The organism is Halobacterium sp. KA-4 (assembly GCF_021028995.1).
GTDB lineage: Archaea > Halobacteriota > Halobacteria > Halobacteriales > Halobacteriaceae > Halobacterium.
The window spans coordinates 1-21,048 of record NZ_JAJJZG010000004.1 but is presented as its reverse complement, the minus strand read 5'-3'; the positions used below and the strand labels follow the sequence as shown (position 1 = coordinate 21,048).

Below are 21,048 nucleotides of genomic sequence, written 5' to 3'. Positions count from 1 at the left end.
CGGGGGCTTGGCACTCCCAGTACTCCCACCCACTCAGTCCGTGAACAGCCAGTTAGATTCGCACTGACTGGCTGTTCGGTGAGCTGTCAGACCTGGCACTCCCACCGCTCGGGATTCCTCCCCGTGAACGCGGAGGAGGATATCAATGCAGCAGCCCGTGGAGCCGTTCCTCCACACACACTTTCAGAATGGATCCCATGATTTCGGCGCCGCCCGAGAGCGGGTCGAGTTTCGTCTCGCCGAGGCGCTCGTCGTACTCGATGGGGACCTCGATGACGTCGTAGTCCCGGCAGAGCGGTCGAATCAGCAGTTCCGCGGAGAGACCCGTGTTCTGCGTCCAGTCGATGTCCTGGATAACGTCGCGGCGGTACGCGCGCATCCCCGTGGTGGTGTCGTGAACGCGCTCGCCGACGAATAGCGACGCGATGGCGGCGAACGTGGCGTTGCCGAGGCGGTTGACGGCGGGCATCTCGTCGGCACCCCAGTAGAGGCGGTCGCCGCTGACGACGTCGTACCCCTCGTTGACGTACTCGAGGAAGTCCGGGATGCGCTCCATCGGGTAGGTGTCGTCGCAGTCGGTCGTGATCACGACCTCGGTGTCGGCCTCGTACAGCGCCGACCGGACGGCGACGCCGTAGCCGAGCGGCTCTTGTTCAACGACGCGAGCGCCGTGCTCGCGTGCGATTTCGGGCGTTCGGTCGGACGAGCTGTCGACGCAGACGACGGATGCGCGGCCGTCCGTGACGTTGTCGATGTCTTCGAGGACGGTCGCAATTGCGGCTTCCTCATTGTACGTTCCCATGACGACGGTAACGTCGTCGAGCGTGTACGGCGCCTCTGACTCGGACATGACAGCCGGTAGGACGCCCCGTTATTTTAGGCTTACCAAAAAGTCCGGTCGGCAACAAGCGTTGACATCCTCCCCGCCTTGAACGACGGAGATTTTCAACTTGCAACATCCATAAATAGGTACACGTCGAAGGTTCGCCAGACCCGCGGTACGCGGACAACTATGACAGGGGAAGGTTCGGACGACGCAAGCGCCGACGAAGCCACAGTGCTGGTCGTCGACGACGAGGAAGGACTCGCCGACCTCTACGCCATCTGGCTCCGCGACCGATACACCGTCGAGACCGCCTACGACGGCGAAGCCGCCCTCACCGCCCTCGACGAGGACGTCGACGTGGTCCTACTGGACCGACAGATGCCTGGCGTCTCCGGCGACGACGTCCTCGAAACCATCCGTGAGCGCGGCCTCGACTGCCGCGTCGCGATGGTAACCGCCGTCGAGCCCGAACTCGACATCGTCGACCTCGGTTTCGACGACTACCTACGCAAACCCGTCGACCGCGAGACCCTCCGCGAGACCGTCGACCGCCTCCTCCGCCGCTCGGCCTACGACGAGACCGTCCAACGGTACTTCGCCGCCGCCCGGAAACACGCACTACTCACCGAGTCCAACGATCCGAGCGTCACCGAATCGGCGGAGTTCGAAACGCTCGAAGACCGCCTCGACGACCTCCGGAGCCGGCTCGACGACGTTGTCGATGAGTTCGACGAGGACGACTACGAAGTCCTGTTCCGCCGGCTCTCAGCCGATGACGAGTGACCGCGACTACCGTAGCGACCTCCTCTCCTACGCCACTGAAGTTGCGAGCGCCGACGACGTGGAAGCGGTCTACGACGCGATGGCCGACGCCGCAGAGGCGGCGTTCGACTTCTCCTCGGCAGTCGTCGAAACCGAGACCAACGGAATGCTGGCCGTGCGCTCGTGGAGCGGCCGCGCGCCAAGCGTCGACGGCATCCCCACCGACGAGGGCATCGCCGGGGAGACTTACCGTACCGGCGAACCCCAGCTAGTCGCGGACATCCACGAGGACCCCCGCATCACGGACCCGCCAGTCGGTACGCCACAGTCCGTCGTCAGCGTCCCCATCGGCGACATCGGCGTCTTCCAAGCGGGCATGGACGAACCCGAGGGCTTCGATGAGGACGACGTCGAACTCGCGGAGCTGCTCGCCTCCCACGCCTACCAGGCCGTCCAGCGCATCCGCTCACAGCGCGACCTCCGTGAAAGCGAAGCGCGCTTCCGCGAACTGTTCGAACAGAACGACGACGCACTCGTACTCTACGATGTCACTGCCGACGGTGACACCGAAGTCCGCCTCGTCAACGACGCCGCGGAGCGCGTCGTCGGCACCGACGAAGCCGACCTCCAGGGGAAGTCGCTGGCCGCGTGCTTCGACGCGCACCCTGAGCAGTTCATCCCCGGAAACGGCGCAAAGACGTTCGAAGCCGGGTTCGCCGGTGACGGCCGCATCTTCGAGGTCACGGTCAAGCAATTCCTCCACCAGGACGGCCCGGACGCGTTCGCGGTCGTCAGCGACGTCACCGAGCAGCGCCACCGCGAGCACACCCTCACCGGGCTCCACGACGCGACTCGGCGGATGCTCGTAGTGGACGACCGCAACGACATCGCCGCAGTCATCGTGGAGGCCGCCGACGACCTCCTTGAACTCCCGTACGTCGGCGTGTTCTACGCCGCGGCCGACGCCGGTGAACTCCGGCCGGCGTCCGTCTCCGACCCCGTCACCGGCGACACGCCGCCGACGTTCGAGGCCGGCGAGAGCCTCGCGTGGGACGTCTACGAATCCGGGGAACCAAAAACGTTCACGGACGTCCACAGGCAGCCCAACGTCCACAACCCCGAGACGGTCATCCGCGAGGAGATAATCCACCCGCTGGGCGACCACGGCGTCCTAATGATTGGCGCGACCGACGCCGGGAGCTTCGACAGTACCGACCACGACCTCGTGCGCGTGCTCGCAACGAACGCCGAAGCCGCCCTCGACCGCGCCGAGCGCGTCCGCCAACTCCGCCGCCGAGAAGCCGACCTGCGGCGCGAACACAGCCGACTCGCGGCGCTGTTCGAGAACGTCCCCAGCCCCACAGCGAGCTTCGTCGTGGAGAATAACGAACCACTCGTTCGCGCGGTCAACCCCGCCTTCGAGGACGTGTTTGGCTACAGCGAGGACGAGCTCGTCGGCGAGAACATCGACGACTACATTATTCCCGCGGAAGAGCAGGCCGAGGCCGACGAATACAACCAGAAGCTCTTCGACGGCCAGAACATCAACGTCGAAGTCCGCCGCGAGACCGCCGACGGCCCTCGGGACTTCCTACTTGACGTCGTGCCGTTCCGCCTTGACGAGCCAAACATCCACGGCTACGCGATGTACACGGATATCACCGACCGGAAAGAACACGAGCGCGAACTCGAACGCCAGAACGACCGCCTCGAGGAGTTCGCGAGCATCGTCAGTCACGACCTCCGCAACCCCCTCAACGTCGCCCGCGGCTACCTCGAACTTGCCGAGCAGACCGGCGACGACGAGTACTTCGAGCGCATGGACACATCGCTGGATCGCATGCACGAAATCATCGAGAGCGTGCTCGCGCTCGCGCGCCACGGCCGCAGCCTCGACGACGTCCGTGAGCTGTCACTCTCGGAGGCCGCCGACGACGCGTGGGCGAACGTCGACACCGCGGACGCCACCCTCAACGTCGCCGACGACGCCACGTTGGAAGCTGACCCCTCGCGGTTGGGCTCGCTCCTGGAGAACCTGTTTCGGAACGCCATCGAACACGGAGGCCGCGACGTGGCCGTGTCCGTCGGTTGCCTCGACGGCGTCCCAGGCTTCTTTGTCGAGGACGATGGCCGCGGCATCTCGCCCGAGCGCCGCGAGCACGTCTTCGAAAACGGCGAAACCAGAAACGAGGACGGCACAGGGTTCGGGCTCGCCATCGTGAAGAACATCGCGGAGGCCCATGGCTGGACGGCCAGCGTTACCGACGGCGCGGACGGCGGCGCGCGCTTCGAGTTCCGGGTGTAGACGTAGATTGGTCTGCGATGCCTATCGCTTGCATCCACCCCTGAAGGGGTGGGCTTCCGCTAACACCGCTGTCAAGTCACCTGTTCGTCGCCCTCGTCGTACGCGTGGTGGGCGTCCGCATCCAAAATCGCGCGGACTTCGTCAACGGCGTGCCAGATGTCATCGAAGCCGACGTAGTACGGGGAAGGCGCGACGCGGACGACGTTCGGTGGGCGGAAGTCCACAACGACGCCCCGATCACGGAGCGCACGGCTGAGCTTCCCGGCGTCGGGGTGTTCGACGGCGACGTGGCCGCCGCGGCGCTCGGCCTCTCGGGGCGTCCCAATTTCACACTCGGGGAGCCGTTCATCCACGAGGCTGACGAGGTAGCGTGTCAACTCGACGGAGCGCTCGCGGAGCGAGTCGACGCCCGCAGCCTCGGTGACGTCGAGCGTCCCGAACAGTGGCGCGGCGGCGAAGACGGGCACAGTCCCGATTTGGAACGCAGCAGCGCCGCGTGCGGGGTCGAATTCGGGAGCGAGATCGAACTGCGTCCCGTCCGCATTCCCCCACCAGCCAGCCATCGCAGGCGAGCGGTCGAAGTGGTCCTCGTGGACGTAGAGGCCGCCGATGGCACCGGGGCCGGCGTTGAGGTACTTGTAGCTACACCACACCGCGAAGTCCACGCCGTCGAAGTGGAGGTCGTGGTTGACGACTCCAACCGAGTGCGCGAGGTCGAACCCCGCGAACGCGTCGTGCTCGTGGGCGATGTCGGTGATGGCTTCGACATCGAGAAGTTGGCCGCTACGATAGAGCACCGACGGCATGAACACGATGGCGGTATCGTCGGTCACGGCATCTGCGATTGCGTCCGTCTCGATTGTGCGGCCGTCGTCGCTCTCCACGACGACGAGGTGCTCGTCGGGGTCGAGGTGTCGCGCTCGCAGTTGGGAGCGAATCGCGTAGTGGTCGGTCGGGAAGTCCAGTTCGTTGACGACTACCTCGGTGCCGTTGGCGACATCAAGGAACGTCCCGACGAGTGCGTGGATGTTCACGGTGGTGGAGTTTGCGGCGACGCACTCGTCGGGCTTCGCGCCGACGACGTCGGCGAGTCGGTCACCGAGGCGTTCGCCGTACTCGAACCATGGCGGGTCCGCCTGTGTCCACCCCTCGATGCCGTACTCCTTCCACTGCGTGAGGGCGCGCTCTAGGGCGTCCGCGGCGTCCTGCCCGTGGACGCCGAGGCTGTTTCCGTCCATGTAGACGGTGTCCTCGGGTACGGAGAAGCGCTCGCGGAGCCCGGTCAGCGACGACTCGGCGTCCCGCATCCGGGCGGCCGCCAGCGACGCGTCAAACTCGTCCATGTCTCGTCATTCCCGGCGAGCGCCGAGAACGTTGTGGACCGCGTCCCGAACGTTCAGGTGCCAGCGACGAGACAGCCATCCGTGACCGCACTCGACCCCGAACTCGCCGCAGCCATCAAGGACATCGAAGCCGCGGGCGTCCCGGAGTGGCACCAGCTCTCGGTCGCAATCGCGCGCCGCGTTGAGGACGACGTGTTCACGCCCGACGAGCGTCGCGACGTGGCGTTCGTCCGCGACCTCTCGTTCTCAGGTCCGAACTGCAACGTCCCAGTTCGCGTCTACCACGACGACCCAGACCAGCCCGCACCCGTGGTCGTCTTCTACCACGGTGGCGGCTGGATGCTCGGAATGCTCGACTCCATCGGCGGCGTCTGCCGTGAAGTCGCGGCGCGTGCCGGCTGTATCGTCGTCAGCGTGGACTACCGGCTCGCGCCCGAACACCCGTTCCCCGCGCCGCTGGACGACGCATACGCCGCCTTGGAGTGGACCGTCGAGACCACTGACGCATTCGGCGGCGACCCCGAGCACATCGCCGTCGCAGGGACGAGCGCGGGCGCGAACCTCGCGGCCGCCGTCGCGCTACGCGCCCGAGACTTCGATGGCTCCGAGATTTCCGCCCAGCACCTACTCTATCCGATGACCGACCGCGATACGACTTGGCCGTCCTACGAGGAGCACGGCGACGGCCCGCTGTTGACGCGCGCGGACGTCGAGTGGTTCTGGGGGAACTACTGCCGGAGCCCTGTTGACGCCGTGAACCCGTACGCGAGCGTCCTACGCGCCAACCACGCTGACCTCCCGCCCGCGACGGTCGTCACGGCGGGGCACGACCCACTCCGCGACGAGGGCCGCGCGTACGCCGACGCACTCGACGACGCGGGGACACCAGTCGAACGTCTACACTTCCCGACGATGGCCCACGGTTTCCTCAGTCTCAGCGACGACGTGGCAGTGGCCGACGACGCGCTCGACACGGTCGCCGCACACATCTGAGCGCTCGGGTGATCCGGTCGGTTCGACGCACATATCCACGTCGGACGGCGACCTACTCATGAATGAGTCGCTACCGGACCACGGGCAAGTACCTGCTGTTGGCTGCCATCTGGGGGACGGCGTTCATGGCTACGGACGTCGGCCTCGCAGACCTCCCGGCCGTGCCGTTCGCGGCCGTGCGCTTCGACGTCGCCGCCGCGCTGTTGTTCGCGGCCGTCCTCGCCTCTGGCACCGAGTTCCGGCCGCAGACGCGCGACGACTACGTCTACGTGCTCGTCGGCGGCGCGCTGATGATTGGCGTCCACCACGCGTTCCTGTTCGCCGGCCAGCAGTATGTCGCCGGCGGCGTCGCTGCCGTCCTCCTCGGCCTCATCCCGGTCGTGACGCCCGCGCTCACGCGGCTCGTCTCCACCGACGAGGAGTTCACCGCCGCGACTGCGCTCGGCGTCGTGCTCGGGTTCGCCGGCGTCGTCGTCATCGCGAACCCCGACCCCGCGAACCTCGCGGACGGCGTGCTTGGCGTCGCGCTCGTGCTCGCTTCCGCGCTCGCGTTCGCGCTTGCCGCCGTCCTCACACACAGTCGGTCCCCGTCGCTGCCGTTCCTCGCGACGCAGGCGTGGATGATGGCCGTCGGCGCGCTCGTCCTCCACATCGCCGTGCTCGCGCTCCCCAGCCAGTCGTTCGCGGCCGCGACGTGGACACCCTCCGCGCTGGGCGCTATCGCATACCTCGCCGTCGTTGCCGGCGCGGGCGGCTTCCTGCTGTACTTCACGCTCCTAGACGACCTCGGCCCCATCGAAATGAGCTTCATCGAGTACGTGATTCCGGTGTTCGCGGCGCTGGCAGGCTGGCTCGTCCTCGGCCAGGAAGTGACTGCCACCACCGCGACCGGCTTCGTCTTCATCCTCGCAGGCTTCCTCGCCGCGAAGTTCCGGGCCATCAGAACCGAACTCCGGCGCTTCGCCGACGGCAGGCCGTCTCAGCCCGCGGACTAGTTCAGCCCGATGGTTGATAGCCGGCGCGTGTACTGTCGCACGAGGTTCCCGTTCTCGTCGTAGAGGACGACGCGGAACTGCTCGCGATCCATCGTCGATTGGACGTTCGCCGCCTCGACGGTGAAGTCGTAGGGCGGGTCGTCGACCGCGAGCAACTGCTCGCCCGCGCTCGTGACGACCACGCGGTCCACGCGCCCGGCGTTCGTGACCTCGCAGACAATAGTTTCGCCGCCGGACTCGGTCGTACACGCCAACTCCGGCTGGGCAGCAGTCGCGCTGTCTGAGGTTCCGATTGCCGACCCGAAGTCCACGGTCATTGCACCCGCCGGGAACGCCCCCGCAATCAGGACGACCGCGAGGAACACCGCCAGCATCGCCGTCGGCAAACGCTTCCCGAAACGCTGGCGCAGCCCCGACGACCGCCTCCACCGCAACGCCAGCGGAATCACGACGAGGTGGTGGACCGGCCCGTAGAGCAGCACGACGAACCCGTACGCCATCGTGTAGTCGAGCACGCGCCAGCCGACGTACGACTGGAGGACGTTCGACCCCGCCCAGAGGAAGCAACCGAGGAAGAGGAGCGCGCCGCTCTTCAGCACCCGCCAACTCACCGAATTCGCGTAGTAGACTGTTTTCGCGGTCCGCCAGCCGTTGCGGACGGCACTGGTGACGCCGGCGAGCGCGGACGGCGACGTTTCGGTCGGATTAGCCACGGCGCATCACCTTGAGTAGTGGTTGGCGGTCGCGGCCGGTGGGGGTTGTCCCGAATATATTTGCCTGCGGTCAGGGGCCGATTTCCCAGACCTGCGAGAGCAGGAACCAATTCAACGCGTACAGCACCACGAACACCGCGAAGAACACGAGCACGAGCACGAACGTCCCACGCATGCTCTGCTCGTGTGGCGGCGCGGCGTCCCCGCTGACCGGCGATATGGCACGGTCCTCGACAATTGGGGGTGTGAACGTGCCGCCAGCGAGGAGCGTGCCGACGGCGATGACGACGAACAGCGCGCCGCCGACGACGGAGAGAATGGCCGCGATGCCGAACACCACGAAGAACGGCTCCGACGGCGAGAAGTCGAACGCCGTCCCGGGAATGTCCATCACGGAGGGGTGGCGGCGTGGCACACCGAACAGCAGGCCGAGGTACATCATCATCAGGCAGACGACGGCCATCGCGCCGCCGTAGAAGAACGGCTGAATCGAGGCGAGCCGGCTGGCGAACCAGTCGCGGCCGAAGACCAGCCGGAGCACGTAGTACGCCAGTCCCATGAACGCCAGCGTGGTGCCGGTGACGACGGTGGCGTGGAAGTGGCCGGGGACGGCGAGGTTGTTATGCCAGCTCATGTTGAGTTGCATCTGCCCCATCATGACGCCGGTGATGCCGCCGAGGAAGCCGAAGAGGATGATGGAGAGAATCGTTGAGGAGAACCCGGGGTCCTTCCACGGTGCGGACCACAGCCAGCCGAACAGCCCGCCGCCCGCACCCTTCCGCCGGCGGCCGGCTTCCAGGCCAGCAGGGATGGCGAATGCGTGAATCATCGATGCGACGACCGCGCCGTAGGCGGCGTAGGAGGTGTTCCACATGCGCCACGACGAGGAGAGCGCGGGGTCGGACATCAGGTGGTGGGCGGCGCCGAGGTTGATGAAGAAGAGATAGAGCACGAAAGCGACGCGGGAAATCTTCTCGGAGGCGACTTCGGCGCCGCCGATGACGTGGGTCATGAAGTACCAGACCGTGATCATCGCCAGCAGGTTGATTTGCTGGCTGCCGTGGCCGATGGTCCAGAACATCTGGCGGTACCACGCCGCGTCGAGGTGTTCGAGGAACCCGATGCGCCAGAGGAACGCGGGCGTGAGTGCGGTGATACCGCCGACGAGCGCCTCCAGCGCGATGACGCCCGTGATGAACGCGCCGAACGTGATGAGCGGTAGCGTTTTGCTGGGGTGTTCGCGCTTCTCGTGCCACAGTGTCACAAAGAACGGGACGGCGGCGACGAGCGCGCCCAAGAGGAAGAGCACGGCGCCCGCGAAGTACGGCGCTGGCGACGGTAGCGGGACGTACGACGTGTAGAATGGCGCCTGGTTCGGGAGGTCGTAGGTCGCGATGCTGAAGACGGCAAGCGCGCCGCCGGCCAGCATGATGCCGTAGCCCGCCCAACCGAGTCGTGAGAGGGAGAGTTTGCGGCCGAGGACGAACGGCCCGCCGACGTAGAGGATGGCGATTTCCATGAACACCATCCAGAATAGAATCATGAACCACGCGTGCAGGCTCGTGAACCGGTAGTACTGCCCGGGGTCGAGGAAGCCGATGGCCTCCCAGCGCGTCAGTGCGACCGTGAGCGCGAACGCGCCGCCAACCGCAAGTGAGACGATGGCGGTCACGCCGAACAGTTTCACGAGGTCTTCGGCCGACTTGTGGACCGTCAGGCCCGTAACGTCGCACTCCCGGAAGCCGTCCTCGTCGTAGTCGAACGTGCTCAGGCCGAACATCTCAGACCACCTCCACAACGCCCTTCATTCCCATGCCGAGGTGGGGCTCGCAGTAGTACTCGTAGACGCCCTGCGCGTCGAACGTGAACGAGTGGCTGTACCCCTCATTCTCGAAGGCATCGACGCCCTCCCAGTCCGCGCCATCGGGCTGGGACTCCACGAGGACGTTGTGGTTGTCCGACACCCACTCGAAGGTCACCGTCGTCCCCGACGACACCTGCACGGCGGTCGGCGCGAACGCGTACGGGCCGCCGTTGCCGTCCGCACCGACCTCCACGGTCACGTCGCTCTGGTCGGTGGCGTCCGTCGGCTCGCCGTCGAAATCTGTCGCGCCGCCGCGCGCGTCGCTCGTGAACCAGCTGCCGTAGGCCGCGTCGGACGATTCGCTGCCCCCGCTGCCGGTCTCGACGGGCTCGTGGTCCTGCACGACGAACGTCCCGTGCATCGAGCGGTGGCCGACGCCGCAGAACTCGTTGCAGACGACATGGTAGGTGCCCGTCTCGTCGAAGGACATCTCCACGACCCACTCGTAACCCGGGAGAATCTGGAGCGAAATCTGCTTGCTGAGGTTCCCCTCCGGGCGCACGCCGAAGCCGTGCTGGACGTCGTAGGAGCCGAGGTGGAAGTTGTACGTCTCGCCCGGCTGCAGGACGACCGGGAGGCCGTCCCACGCCCACTGGAGCGCGCCGACGTAGACGTCGTTGCCGTCCGGCACGAGCACCTCCTCGCCGTCGACTTCCAGCGTGCCCGCCGCCTCCTTGAACGACTGGACCTTCTGCCGGTAGCGCTCCGTGCTCACCTCGTAGGTCTGGCCGGTCTGGTTCTGTTCGCCGACCTGCGTCCAGCCGAGCATCCAGCCGAACATCGACACTGCCCACGCGCCCGAGATGCCCAGCCAGATTGACTCCCGGCGGTTGACCGACTGGTTCCACCAGTGGCCCTCCGGCGACTCCAGCGGGGAGTGGTCGTCGTCGCCCATCGTGTCACCCCGCGGGAACCGTGAAAATGTCGATTACACCCCACAGGACGTACGAGACCATGAAGTACAGGATGGCCGCGCCCGCCAGCAGCCACTCGCTGTCGAGCAGTTGCTGGGGCCACGGCGCGCTCCCGTCGTTCGCGTCACCCGACATAATGGAGCGTCGTGACGCACCCTCGGAGGAAGTTGTCCCGAACGCGTTCGTCCGGATTCCCAGTGGCTGACAACGCGGTTTCCCCGTTCGGCGCCGGGGGAAGGAATTGCCGTGCAGACCGGATGACGCAATCAATAGCGTCCACTGATTGCGTGTCGTCCGTTCCGACTCTCCCCTACTCGTCGTACCCGTCACGCGAAGACAGCAGGTACCGTGCGTATCGACCACTGGCGACGAACGCCAGTACTGTGCCGCCGACCAGACCACCAATTCGAGCCACGTCGCGCTACCGTCGGGTCTCTCCCTCCAGCCAGTCCAGTTGCGCGTTCAGTTCTTTGCGACGCTGGCGCTGGATGACCGTCGCGTCAAGGATGTCACCGACTACAGGCACGTCGAGCGTGAACTCTGTGTGCGCCGTAACGTCGACCTCGTCGCCGCCCGCTCGCGGTTCCACGGTGTACGTCGTCCACATCTCCTCAAAGATGCCGTCGCGTTGCTCGTGGGCGACATCCGCGCCCTCGCGCTCAACGGCGACGAGTTCCAGTTCGAGTTCCGCGATACCCACTTGATTGGCCACGCGAATCGTCTCCCCATCGACTTCGACGTCGTCGAAGCCCGCGGACTCGACGAACGCTTCGACGTCCACCATCGCGTCCCGGATGGCGTCAGGCGACGCTTCGATACGCCGCGTCTCCGTGACCTCGTTCATGGCGTGGCGTTCGCGGCGCTGCCAAAAGCAGATTTCCCACGCTCCCAGACCCCGGGAACGTCAGTCGTCGGCGGGCGCTTCCGCATCGCCGAGCGTACCCGCAGCCGCCTCGTCGATGACCGGCCGCACGCGCACCGCGCACTGCTTGAAGTTCGGCTCGTCCGAGCGCGGGTCGGTCTCGGGGAGCGTCAGCGCGTTCGTCTCCGGGTGGTGAATCGGCAGCCAGACGAGGCCCGTCGGTACGGCGTCGTCCACCTCCACCCGCACGGGGACGTTCGCGCGACGGGACTCGACGACCGCGACGTCGGCGTCCGCCGCGATGTCGGCAGCCTCGACGGTCTCAGGGTTAATGCGTGCGAGCGGATTCGCTGGCGCGTCCTCGCCCCGGGAGCGCACGCCCGTGTTGTAACCGTCCGCCTCGCGAGCGGTCGTCAACGTCAACGGGTACGTCTCGTTGGTCGGCTCCGGGAGGCCCTCATGGCGTCCCGTGGAGAACCGGGCCTTCCCAGAGGGCGTCGGGAACGACCAGTCGCCGTCGTCGTAGTAGCGGTAGCCGCCCTCCGAAACTGCGTCCGGCGCGGGCCACCTGACCGCTTGCTGGTCGTCGAGGCGCGCGTAACTGATGCCCGAGAGATCCGCTAGCGTCCCCGCCGTCAGCGCCGCGAGTTCGTCGAAGACGTCCCGGGGGTCGGGGTCGCCGAGGAGTCCGGGGACGAGCAGCTCGCCGATGGTCGTGATGATGTCGAGGTCGGTGCGCACGTCCGGCACGAGGTCCGACGCCGGCCGGATGCGGGAGACGCGACGCTCCATGTTCACCGCCGTCCCCGAGGACTCACCCCACGTCGCCGCCGGCAACACGACGTCCGCGAGTTCCGTCGTCTCCGTGTGGAAGGCGTCCTGCGCGACGAGGAACGCGTCTTCGAGGTGTTCGCGCGCGGCGGAGGCGTCCGGCAGGCCCGCCGCGGGGTTCGTCGCGACCGTCCAGACTGCCTCCACCGGGCCGTCATCGATGGCGTTCACGAGGCCGACCGGCCCGGGTCCGGGGTCGTCGGGGAGGCGTTCGACCGGGACGTTCCACGCGTCTGCGACGACCTGGCGCTCGTCCGGGTCCGTGAACGACCGCATTCCCGGCCACGAGCCCTTCGAGGAGCACACGCGCGTGCCCATCGAGTTCGCCTGCCCGGTCAGCGAGAACGGACCGGTTCCGGGGCCGAGGTTCCCCGTCGCGAGGCAGAGGTCCACGAGCGCGCCCGCCGTCTCCGTCCCCTGCGTGCTCTGGTTGACGCCCATCCCCCAGTAGACGAGCGTCTGCTCCCGGAAGGCGTCCGCGAGCTTGTCGACGGTCTCCACGTCCACATCGGCGGTCGCCGCTGCCTCCTCCGGGTCCGGGAGATCGCCGCGTAGCTCCTTGAAGCCCGTCGTCGCTTCCTCGACGAACTCTTCGTCGACGTCACCGCGTTCGACGACGCGAGCGAGCACGGCCCGTGCGAGCGCGAGGTCCGTCCCCGGTTCGAGCGCGACGTGTTCGTCGGCCCCCTGGGCGGTCTTCGTGCCGACCGGGTCCACAACCACGAGTTCACTGTCGTCGGCTGTCGCGCTCTCGGAAATCCAGCGGAACATCACCGGGTGGGCGACCGCCGGGTTCGCGCCCCAGACGACGTGCGTCTTCGCGTCCTCGATGTCGTCGTACGTGCACGGCGGCGCGTCGCTGCCGAACGCGTCGTAGTAGGCAGTCACCGCACTCGCCATGCAGAGCGTCGTGTTGGCGTCGTAGTAGCGGGTGCCGAACCCGCCGCGTGCGAGTTTTCCGAGCGCGTACGCCGCCTCGTTGGTCTGCTGGCCGCTCCCGAGCACGGCGACGCTGTTGTGGTCGCGGTCGAGGGCGGCCCCGAACTCGTTGGCGATGCGGGAGAGCGCCACGTCCCACGTCGTCGGCTGGAGGTCGCCGTCCATCCGCACGAGCGGGCGTGTCAGCCACGTTCCATCGGGTGATTTCGTTTCCTCGACGCCGCGCGAGCACGCCAGCCCGCGGTTGACGGGGTGGGTGACGTCGCCGCGCACGGTCCCGATGCCGTAGCCGGCATCCACGCGGTCGGTTAGGTGGCCGCAGCCGACCGCACACCGCATGCACGTGGTTTGGACGGGCTCACTCACGCGTCGTCCACCTCGGCGGGGTCGGGCTGGTCGGCGTTCGTCGGGAACAGTTCGGGCGCGACGTCCATCGGTGCCGTCGACACCGTCGCGTCGTCAGTCATCGCTTTCGGTGGCCAGCGGCGTGCCGTCAGCGGCGGTCGGCGCCGGACTGTCCCCCTCCGCGAACGGGTACCACGACTGCTTGGCGTCGTAGAGACAGGGATCCGTGTACCCCTCGACCTCCTCAGGTTCTGCGAGTTCGACGATGGTCTCGTGGCCGGTCGCCTCCACCCACTCGCGGAACGTCTGTCCGTCCTCGCGGAGCGCGGCGAACGCCCGCACGAGGTTCGCAATCATGCCCGGGAGTTCGTCGGCGGGGACGCGCTGGCGCACCCAGTCGATGAACGTCGGCTCCTCGCCGACGCCGCCGCCGACGCCGACGTCGACGGCTTCGACCATCTCGCCGTCCTTGCGTGCGCGCATCCCCTGAAGGCCGATGTCCGCGGTCATCGCCTGCCCGCAGTCCGCGGTGCAGCCCGAGAAGTGCATCTTAATGCGGTCGACATCGTCGGGGACTTCGACGTTGTCCCCGAGCCAGCGCAACAGCCGCGCCATCCGCGCCTTCGTCTCCGTGAGCGCAAGGGAGCAGAACTCCGTGCCAGTACAGGCCATCGCGCCCTGCTCGAAGGGGTTGGGCTCGGGCTTGTGTTTGTCGAGTAGTGGCTCCGCAAGCAGGTTGTCGAGATCCTTGTCCGCGACGTCCGTGATGATGGGGTTCTGCCGGCGCGTCAAGCGGACTTCCCCGCTGCCGTACTCGTCGGTGAGGTCCGCGAGTTCGATTGCTTCGTCGGCACGCAGCCGCCCGAGGGCGACGCTGATGCCGACGTAGTTCTGGCCGTCCTCCTGGTCGTAGACGCCGACGTGGTCGTGCGCGCCGCGCTCGGACGGCTTGCCGGCGTTGTACGTGTACTCGCCGCGGAAGTCTGTGCCCGCGGATTCGAGGTCGAAGTCTAGGCGCTCATCGAGGGCGTCCCGAATCTCGTCGGTGCCCCACTCGTCGACGAAGAAGCGCCCGCGGTTCTTCGAGCGGTTCTCGCGGTTGCCTTCCTCGTGGTACAGTTCGACGAACGCGCGCACGGTGTCGTAGGCCTGGTCGCGCGTGACGAAGATATCGAGCGGGCGTGCCGCACGGGGCTCGCGGCCGCCGAGTCCGCCGCCGGCGCGGACGTTGAAGCCTTTGACTTCTTCTCCCTCGACGAATTTGTGCGCGGGTTCAAGGCCGATGTCGTTGAGTGCGTCCTGCGCGCAGCCCTGCCGGCAGCCAGTCACCGAGATGTTGAACTTGCGGGGCATGTTCGCGAGGTCGTCGTCCCCGCGGATGCCGTCCTGAATCTCGTCAAGGAGTTCGCGGCTCTCGACGTACTCGTCGGCTTTTCCGGCGACCGGACAGCCGGAGATGTTGCGCATCGTGTCTCCGCCCGCTGAGCGCGAGGAGACGCCGACGGCTTCGAGTTTCTCCCAGATTTCGGGGATATCTTCGAGTTTGAGCCAGTGCAGTTGGATGGACTGGCGGGTCGTGAGGTCGATCCACCCGTTCCCGAACTCGGGGTTCTCGGTGGGTCCCTGCGCGTAGTCGCGGGCGACCTCGCCGATGGCCCGCAGTTGGTCGGGTTCGAGGACGCCGCCGCAGTTGGTCAACCGCATCATGAAGTAGCTCTCCTGGCCGCCGCGCTGGTGGAATACCCCCCAGAACTTGAACCGGGAGAACCACTGGTCATGTTCCTCCTCGGGAATTGCCTCCCAACCGCGCTCGGCGAACTCCTCGAGCTGTGCTCTGACTTCGTCACCGTACTGCTCGGCCTTCCACTCTTCTTTCTTGTGTGCCATCGTGGTTTGTGTTTGGGCTTGTTTTCCGGATATATCCGGACGACCGTCGCGTCTAATACAGTTAGAGGAGTCTCTCGTCTAGATAATAAAGGTCAGCGTTGAAAAAGTCGAATTGCAGTACGTGTATGCAGACGAACGTCAGAATCTAAAGGACCTTATACAGATATATTTGCCAACTACCTGCTGAGTATTCCACGTACGCCCACTAAATCATCTCTAGTGTTGATGTTCGTGAATGAGTCCGTGGAGGCGACGTCGACGACCACTGGATCGAGGCGCGCGAGCGCATCGGCCAGCCGACGCGACCCGTTCGCGAGCGTCCGGTCGCACGCGAACCGTGCCGCGTGACGACCGTAGACGGCATGCAACGGCTGTAAGTGGCCGTCTGCGCGCGGGACCGCAGCGGTACCCGAACGCTCGAAGAGCCGCTCGAACAACTCGGGGTCGGCCAGCGGCATGTCGCAGGCGACGACGGCAACCCTGTCGCCACGCGCAACTCGTAGCCCGGTCCGCATTCCCGCAACGGGCCCCTCGTCAGGAATCGGGTCGACCGCCATCCGGTAGTCGAGGCCATCGAGGGCATCTGTAATCGCCGTCCGCTGGTCGTCCCGGCAGTTCACTACGAGCTCGTCAGTGACACTGTCGATTCGCTCGGCGACGCGGCGCACCATCGGATTTTCGTCGACGGTGGCGACAGACTTGTCCGCCTCGCCGAAGCGCGTCGAGTGGCCACCCGCGAGCACGAGCCCCGTCCGCATCAGTCGTCACCCGGCGCCTCAACCGCCGACGACGTCGAGTCGCCGAAGCCGGCCTCGTTGGCGACGCTTGCGATTCTCGGCTGGAACACCCACGCTGTCAGCACGAGGATGGGGATCATCGACGCCGCGACCACCGAGTAGCCCGTGTGGAGGTTCGGCATGAACTGCGCCGAGTACACCAACGGGTAGACAATGCCGCCGATGGTGCCGACGCCGCCGACGACGCCCGCGACCGCCCCCGAACTGTTCGGGAACATCGCTGGCACCTGCGCGAAGATGGCGCCCTCCGCGAACGCACAGCCCATCCCGACGAGGAACCCCGCGCCGACCGCGAGCAACACCTCGCCCGACATTCCAGCGAGCGTCATCCCGAACATCGCAACGACGACGAACGACATCGCCGTGAACGTCCACTGCTCGCGGTAGTGGCCCGTGAAGATTGGGAGGATGTTGCGCTCGGCGCGTGCCAGCCGGTCGCTGACGTAGCCACCGATAGGGCGCAGCAGGCCCGCTGCGACGGAGAACGTCGCCGCGAACGTGCTCGCGAGCACGAGGTTGTTCGTGTCGAACCCCTCGCGGTAGTAGGTCGCAAGCCAGCCGTTCATCGACAGTTCGAGGCCGAACGTCATCACGTACGCGAGCGCGAGGACGAGCGTCCCGTACCGCGTGGCGGTGTGCACCCAGCCCGCGAAGCTCGCGCTGTCCTTGGTTGCCTGGCGTTTTTCCTCGCTCTTGGCGGCTTCCCCGAGCGTGAAGTACGCTACCCCAAGCAGAATCGAGATGATGCCCGTGTAGAAGAACGCCGCCCGCCAGTTCGTCGAAAATAGCGGGCCGTTCCAGTTCGTTCCGAACACGCGCGGGAGGATGAGCGCGCCACCCGCAGCGCCGGCGTTCCCGACGCCCGCGTAGATGCCCTCTGCGAGCCCGAGGTTCTCTTCCTCGAACCATTCGGCGACGTGCTGGATGCCGACGACGAACGTGATGCCGGCCGTCGCGACGATGAGGCGCTCAACGAAGAACACCTCGTAGGACTGCGCGAACGCCGACGCGATGGAGAACACGCCGACGTACCCCAACACAATGGCGAACACCGATGGCGCGCCGAATTTGTCTGATAGCCAGCCGGTTAGCGCGCGCCCGAACGGTGCAAGCCAGATGTTTGCGCTGGCGAGTAGGCCGATTTCCGCCAGCGACAGCCCGAACTCGCTGGCCATCGGCTCGGTGAACGGCGCGAACGAGAACCAGATGAGAAACGAGAAGTTGAACCCGATGGTCGCGAGCAACAGCGTCCGGTATTTGGTCATCCGTATCAGCGCCATGCTACCCCCGCAGTTTCACCCGAACGTCCAACAAATTCGATTTCACTAAACCGGTCGTCCACTGATTTCACGCTATCCTGGATGTGAGGCCACATCGATACGAGAAAATCGAGCACTACCAACTACATTAACCTACGCGTTGACGTTTAGGCGATAATATCGTGTTCTGCCTAGTGTTCAACCAGTATTAGGATGGATACCACCACATTAAGGAGTTTGAATGGGCATTTGTCGACGGGAAAATAGTACGAATGCCGAATAAGTTCGGTACCCGTGGTTCAAGAACGGCCGCGTCCCGGCGAACCGCTGCGTGGTCGCTGCACGGACGCATCAAGCGCTGATTCGCGAGAACAACTGCATTAGCGCACGTATCAACTGGGTTCGGTGGCGTCTACGGGTAGCCCACATTCTTCGCGTCCTTTTAAGCCTACAAACGAAACTGGGATTCTGGAAGTTAGTGAGTCCGCTACCAGCGCGAAAAACGGACGAGATCGACTTACCGACTGAACATCATCCGAACTACTGACAGATACCGTGAAAATGAGCGGAAATGAACAGCGCCACCGCTACTGAATCGATGAACCCGGCGTGAGAAAAGCGTTACCCGAGCTCCCGGAGGAAGTCTCCTAACGCCCGTACGAACGTCTTCGCCGTAATCACTGGCGGCGACCGGATCGACTTCTCGAGTGCGACCTTGATCAGATAGTCTGTGAGCCGCCACAGATTATAGATCAGCGTCGACAGCGCGAAGTTACACAACCGAAGCCGGTAGTCCGTCGACGACGTTTTCGGCAGAAAGTCCTTGATCGACTTGTACTGGTTTTCGATGTCCCACCGCCGACTGTACCCGTTCACCACACTCGCAATCTCCGCCGGCTCAACGCGGTCCTGGTTGGTCACGAAGACCGCGTACTTCCCGTCAGCATCATCACTCGTGCTCGGCGTATAGAGGAACTCCGCCTCGTGGTGTACCTCACCGTCAATCTCGAGTGCCACATCGTGTTTGACGGCCTCGTCCGCCGTCGGATGCTCCTGAATATCCTGGATTGCCGCCAATTCGTCCTCGTATCTCGGGACCGGCGAGAGATACGTAATGTCGCGCTCGTGCACGTTCGCGTACGCTTGATTGATGTAGAATCCTCGGTCGAACATCACCATATCCAGGTCAACGAACTGCTCAGCGCGGTCCAGCAATCGTCCCACCAGGTCCGCCTTCGAATAGGAGGGAGACCCATCCGGCTCCCACTTGGAGTTCTCTTTGACCGGCTCAATACCGAGGACGATTGGTGCGTGGTCACCAACGAGCGTGATAGTCGCGTATTTATATCCACGTTTGAACTCGCCGTCTTTCTTGTAGCCGCTCACCATCTTCGGGTAGTCTGGCTTCGCAACTCCCGCTTCCTTGTCTTCCCACGGCCAGACGTGGAACTGCTCGTGCGTGATGTCGATGGCTGCAACGGTCTCCCGTGAGTCGAAGGGATCGTCACCGCGAATTGAGTTGATGATGTTCTCCGTGGCGGCGTTGAACGCCGTCATAACTGCGTCCCGAATCTGGTCAATCTCGGGCATCGAATCATCGTCCTCGAACTCCGCGAACGTGAGCTGGTTGTCCGAGTCTTCGGGTGTTGCGATTTTCTTGATTGCCCGTAGGAACGTTGAGTCGTCGCAGGTGAGGTCGTCGTCGGTGAGCCAGCCGTACTCGGCTTCTGAGTGGGCACTCCCGTTGTTCGCGCAGATACTCGCAAACATATCCAGGATTACCTCGTCGGAGTACGACTTGTGGGCCGCTCGGTGCGTGTCAAACTCGGGGATAACGTGTTTGCGAGCAAGCGTCAGCGTCTTCTGAGCCTTCTCCTTCTTGTACTCGCTCGTGCTCTGTGACTCCTCTTCCCCGGTTTCGGTTGGGACGGACGGCACGAGAGCTTCTGTGAGGACATCATTGTCGAGCGCGACTTGCCGGACGCCAGCCACAGTCCGGTTGAGGACTTCCTGAGTGTCCTCACTGAATTTCCCGTGCGTGTACGAGAGTTGCTGTTGGGTCGGCGTCTTCTCGAGGTCAGTAATATCGAAGTGGAAGCTCTTGACGAGGTTTGGCTTCCGACCGAGCTGTTGCGCTAATTCATTCTGTGAGATCCCACGGATCCCTTTGAATAGGAGCGTGCGAAACATTTCGTCGGTCTCGAAATCGGCCTTGTTCTGGTCACGGGCGTCCTCGAGATCGTTAACTGGAATCGAAAGCTGGCGAATGACATCCCAGAGGTGGTCTTCACGCTCACAGAGCGTCTCCGCGTGAACGACGATTGACTCAGCGACCGCCGCCGGATCACCCGTCATTATCCCGCCTCCGAGCCGCCCTACTGCACTGGTGGCGTGACGCTAGCCAGATTGTGGAGTGGTTCAAACGTAGTGTGGTTCCGCTGGACTGGCAGAAATCGGTATAGATTAGAGTAGGATTAGGACCAGTCATTAGCGTCGGTTGTCTGTCTGGAACTTGTGACTGCGGATGTATGAAGGGGTGTGCGTGCTGTAGTTGAAGAATTGGTTGTGGCTGAAATACGGTATAGTCCAAATATCGGTGTGAGTTATCTATTGGTTGGATTTATAGTGGCTGGTGGCGAATGCGTGGATACGATGGGATTAGACGACTTGGAGGGGTTTCTCCGGCAGAAGGGCGCACCGGAACTCGTCACGGAGATCGGGACAGGAACAGCGACGTTTAACGAACTCGTCGACGCGGTTGCGGTGAGTTCTTCGACAGTATCCTCACGGGTATCCGAGGGTGTTGAACGCGATATTTTCACGGTGAGTCACAGGCCAACTGAGCATGGAACCGAAAAGCGGTATGAGCTCACGGTGCTTGGACGGCGAATCTATGATTGGGCAGAACAGACAGAGTTCGAGCGGAAGGTTCGAGAACTGCGCCGGCTGCGTCACGAGCGTGATACATCGTTCGAGCAGTTGATTGGGAAGCTCAATCGAGATATGGAAATCTGCAAGATGGTTGCGGATTCGGACCCCCTGGAGGGCGAGAATGTTGACCTGCCCGAGGGCGCATCATTCGTACCGAAAGCTCCGTCAGAGGAGGAACTTCGTGAAGCCAAATTCGAACGCATGGAAGAATCACTCGAGCCAATTGCGGACGATCAAGCCGAAGAGAGTAGTGAGTGAAGACGAACTCCTGAAGGCTAAGTACAGCCCGGGAGGTTAACCCCGAAGGGGTTCCTGACTTGGGGATCCGTACGACCTGAGTAAAGCCCAGGAGTGGGTCAACATCCGCCAATCATAGCTAACAGAGGAACCCGATTAAGCGTGCAACAGACACCGGTGAATTCCGAACAGACTGTAAATGGGTGTATTCTCCTCGACATGGGAAAATAATCAGTACCACTAGA

The 21,048-nt window shown here is 64.6% G+C and carries 17 protein-coding genes; 5 read left to right on the top strand and 12 right to left on the bottom strand.

What is annotated here, in order from left to right; genetic code table 11:
- Positions 1-142 precede the first annotated feature (142 nt).
- The gene (locus LPA44_RS05485; RefSeq protein ID WP_230888586.1) at positions 143-850 is read right to left on the bottom strand and encodes a dolichyl-phosphate hexose transferase; all 708 of its coding nucleotides are present in this window, start codon (positions 848-850) and stop codon (positions 143-145) included.
- A gap of 162 nt (positions 851-1,012) precedes the next feature.
- Between LPA44_RS05485 and LPA44_RS05480 the strand changes: the two genes are divergently transcribed.
- A complete protein-coding gene (locus LPA44_RS05480) occupies positions 1,013-1,609 on the top strand; it encodes a response regulator (RefSeq protein WP_230888585.1) in 597 nt (198 codons plus the stop codon).
- Positions 1,599-3,893 (top strand): GAF domain-containing protein, encoded by a 2,295-nt coding sequence (locus LPA44_RS05475; RefSeq protein WP_230888584.1) that lies wholly within the window; start codon positions 1,599-1,601, stop codon positions 3,891-3,893. The genes LPA44_RS05480 and LPA44_RS05475 overlap by 11 nt, the downstream gene beginning before the upstream one ends.
- Before the next feature lie 71 nt (positions 3,894-3,964).
- Here the strand turns inward: LPA44_RS05475 and kynU are convergent, their stop codons facing one another.
- Positions 3,965-5,236 (bottom strand): kynureninase, encoded by a 1,272-nt coding sequence (kynU, locus tag LPA44_RS05470; RefSeq protein ID WP_230888583.1) that lies wholly within the window; start codon positions 5,234-5,236, stop codon positions 3,965-3,967.
- Positions 5,237-5,317: 81 nt separating this feature from the next.
- Between kynU and LPA44_RS05465 the strand changes: the two genes are divergently transcribed.
- Both LPA44_RS05465 and LPA44_RS05460 read left to right on the top strand, forming a co-directional pair.
- Positions 5,318-6,229, top strand: a complete 912-nt coding sequence (locus tag LPA44_RS05465; RefSeq protein WP_230888582.1) for an alpha/beta hydrolase — start codon at positions 5,318-5,320, stop codon at positions 6,227-6,229.
- 62 nt (positions 6,230-6,291) lie between these two features.
- Positions 6,292-7,224 (top strand): DMT family transporter, encoded by a 933-nt coding sequence (locus tag LPA44_RS05460; RefSeq protein WP_230888581.1) that lies wholly within the window; start codon positions 6,292-6,294, stop codon positions 7,222-7,224.
- On the opposite strand, the gene LPA44_RS05455 is transcribed toward LPA44_RS05460, so the two are convergent.
- The 10 genes from LPA44_RS05455 to LPA44_RS05410 all read right to left on the bottom strand — a co-directional run bounded on the left by LPA44_RS05455 (position 7,221) and on the right by LPA44_RS05410 (position 19,990).
- A complete protein-coding gene (locus LPA44_RS05455; RefSeq protein ID WP_230888580.1) occupies positions 7,221-7,937 on the bottom strand; it encodes a hypothetical protein in 717 nt (238 codons plus the stop codon). The two genes, LPA44_RS05460 and LPA44_RS05455, sit on opposite strands and share 4 nt — an antisense overlap.
- 70 nt (positions 7,938-8,007) lie before the next feature.
- Positions 8,008-9,717 carry a cytochrome c oxidase subunit I gene (locus LPA44_RS05450; protein WP_230888579.1) on the bottom strand — a complete coding sequence of 570 codons (1,710 nt, stop codon included), beginning with the start codon at positions 9,715-9,717 and terminating at the stop codon, positions 8,008-8,010.
- Between the two features lies 1 nt (position 9,718).
- On the bottom strand, positions 9,719-10,696 hold the full coding sequence (locus LPA44_RS05445; protein ID WP_230888578.1) for a halocyanin domain-containing protein: 978 nt from the start codon (positions 10,694-10,696) through the stop codon (positions 9,719-9,721).
- A gap of 4 nt (positions 10,697-10,700) precedes the next feature.
- Positions 10,701-10,850 (bottom strand): hypothetical protein, encoded by a 150-nt coding sequence (locus LPA44_RS05440; RefSeq protein ID WP_230888577.1) that lies wholly within the window; start codon positions 10,848-10,850, stop codon positions 10,701-10,703.
- 286 nt (positions 10,851-11,136) lie between these two features.
- Positions 11,137-11,559 (bottom strand): SRPBCC family protein, encoded by a 423-nt coding sequence (locus LPA44_RS05435; protein ID WP_230888576.1) that lies wholly within the window; start codon positions 11,557-11,559, stop codon positions 11,137-11,139.
- Between the two features lie 60 nt (positions 11,560-11,619).
- Positions 11,620-13,713: an assimilatory nitrate reductase NasA gene (gene nasA / locus LPA44_RS05430; RefSeq protein ID WP_330166480.1), complete on the bottom strand. Its 2,094-nt coding sequence runs from the start codon at positions 13,711-13,713 to the stop codon at positions 11,620-11,622.
- Between the two features lie 93 nt (positions 13,714-13,806).
- The gene (locus LPA44_RS05425; protein ID WP_230888575.1) at positions 13,807-15,579 is read right to left on the bottom strand and encodes a nitrite/sulfite reductase; all 1,773 of its coding nucleotides are present in this window, start codon (positions 15,577-15,579) and stop codon (positions 13,807-13,809) included.
- A 176-nt stretch (positions 15,580-15,755) separates the two neighbouring features.
- A complete protein-coding gene (locus tag LPA44_RS05420) occupies positions 15,756-16,337 on the bottom strand; it encodes a molybdenum cofactor guanylyltransferase (RefSeq protein ID WP_230888574.1) in 582 nt (193 codons plus the stop codon).
- The gene (locus LPA44_RS05415; RefSeq protein ID WP_230888573.1) at positions 16,337-17,656 is read right to left on the bottom strand and encodes an MFS transporter; all 1,320 of its coding nucleotides are present in this window, start codon (positions 17,654-17,656) and stop codon (positions 16,337-16,339) included. Before LPA44_RS05415 ends, LPA44_RS05420 begins: the two co-directional genes overlap by 1 nt.
- A 600-nt stretch (positions 17,657-18,256) precedes the next feature.
- The gene (locus LPA44_RS05410) at positions 18,257-19,990 is read right to left on the bottom strand and encodes a transposase (RefSeq protein WP_230888572.1); all 1,734 of its coding nucleotides are present in this window, start codon (positions 19,988-19,990) and stop codon (positions 18,257-18,259) included.
- Positions 19,991-20,287: 297 nt separating this feature from the next.
- Between LPA44_RS05410 and LPA44_RS05405 the strand changes: the two genes are divergently transcribed.
- Complete coding sequence (locus LPA44_RS05405; protein WP_269069804.1) at positions 20,288-20,824, top strand: hypothetical protein; 537 nt, start codon at positions 20,288-20,290, stop codon at positions 20,822-20,824.
- Positions 20,825-21,048 lie beyond the last annotated feature (224 nt).

Excerpts from the sequence above, each read along its gene's own strand:
- LPA44_RS05485 (WP_230888586.1), bottom strand. The coding sequence starts at position 850 with ATGTCCGAGTCAGAGGCGCCGTACACGCTCGACGACGTTACCGTCGTC.
- LPA44_RS05480 (WP_230888585.1), top strand. The coding sequence starts at position 1,013 with ATGACAGGGGAAGGTTCGGACGACGCAAGCGCCGACGAAGCCACAGTG.
- LPA44_RS05475 (WP_230888584.1), top strand. The coding sequence starts at position 1,599 with ATGACGAGTGACCGCGACTACCGTAGCGACCTCCTCTCCTACGCCACT.
- kynU (WP_230888583.1), bottom strand. The coding sequence starts at position 5,236 with ATGGACGAGTTTGACGCGTCGCTGGCGGCCGCCCGGATGCGGGACGCC.
- LPA44_RS05460 (WP_230888581.1), top strand. The coding sequence starts at position 6,292 with ATGAGTCGCTACCGGACCACGGGCAAGTACCTGCTGTTGGCTGCCATC.
- LPA44_RS05450 (WP_230888579.1), bottom strand. The coding sequence starts at position 9,717 with ATGTTCGGCCTGAGCACGTTCGACTACGACGAGGACGGCTTCCGGGAG.
- LPA44_RS05445 (WP_230888578.1), bottom strand. The coding sequence starts at position 10,696 with ATGGGCGACGACGACCACTCCCCGCTGGAGTCGCCGGAGGGCCACTGG.
- LPA44_RS05440 (WP_230888577.1), bottom strand. The coding sequence starts at position 10,850 with ATGTCGGGTGACGCGAACGACGGGAGCGCGCCGTGGCCCCAGCAACTG.
- LPA44_RS05435 (WP_230888576.1), bottom strand. The coding sequence starts at position 11,559 with ATGAACGAGGTCACGGAGACGCGGCGTATCGAAGCGTCGCCTGACGCC.
- LPA44_RS05425 (WP_230888575.1), bottom strand. The coding sequence starts at position 15,579 with ATGGCACACAAGAAAGAAGAGTGGAAGGCCGAGCAGTACGGTGACGAA.
- LPA44_RS05420 (WP_230888574.1), bottom strand. The coding sequence starts at position 16,337 with ATGCGGACGGGGCTCGTGCTCGCGGGTGGCCACTCGACGCGCTTCGGC.
- LPA44_RS05415 (WP_230888573.1), bottom strand. The coding sequence starts at position 17,656 with ATGGCGCTGATACGGATGACCAAATACCGGACGCTGTTGCTCGCGACC.
- LPA44_RS05410 (WP_230888572.1), bottom strand. The coding sequence starts at position 19,990 with ATGACGGGTGATCCGGCGGCGGTCGCTGAGTCAATCGTCGTTCACGCG.
- LPA44_RS05405 (WP_269069804.1), top strand. The coding sequence starts at position 20,288 with ATGGGATTAGACGACTTGGAGGGGTTTCTCCGGCAGAAGGGCGCACCG.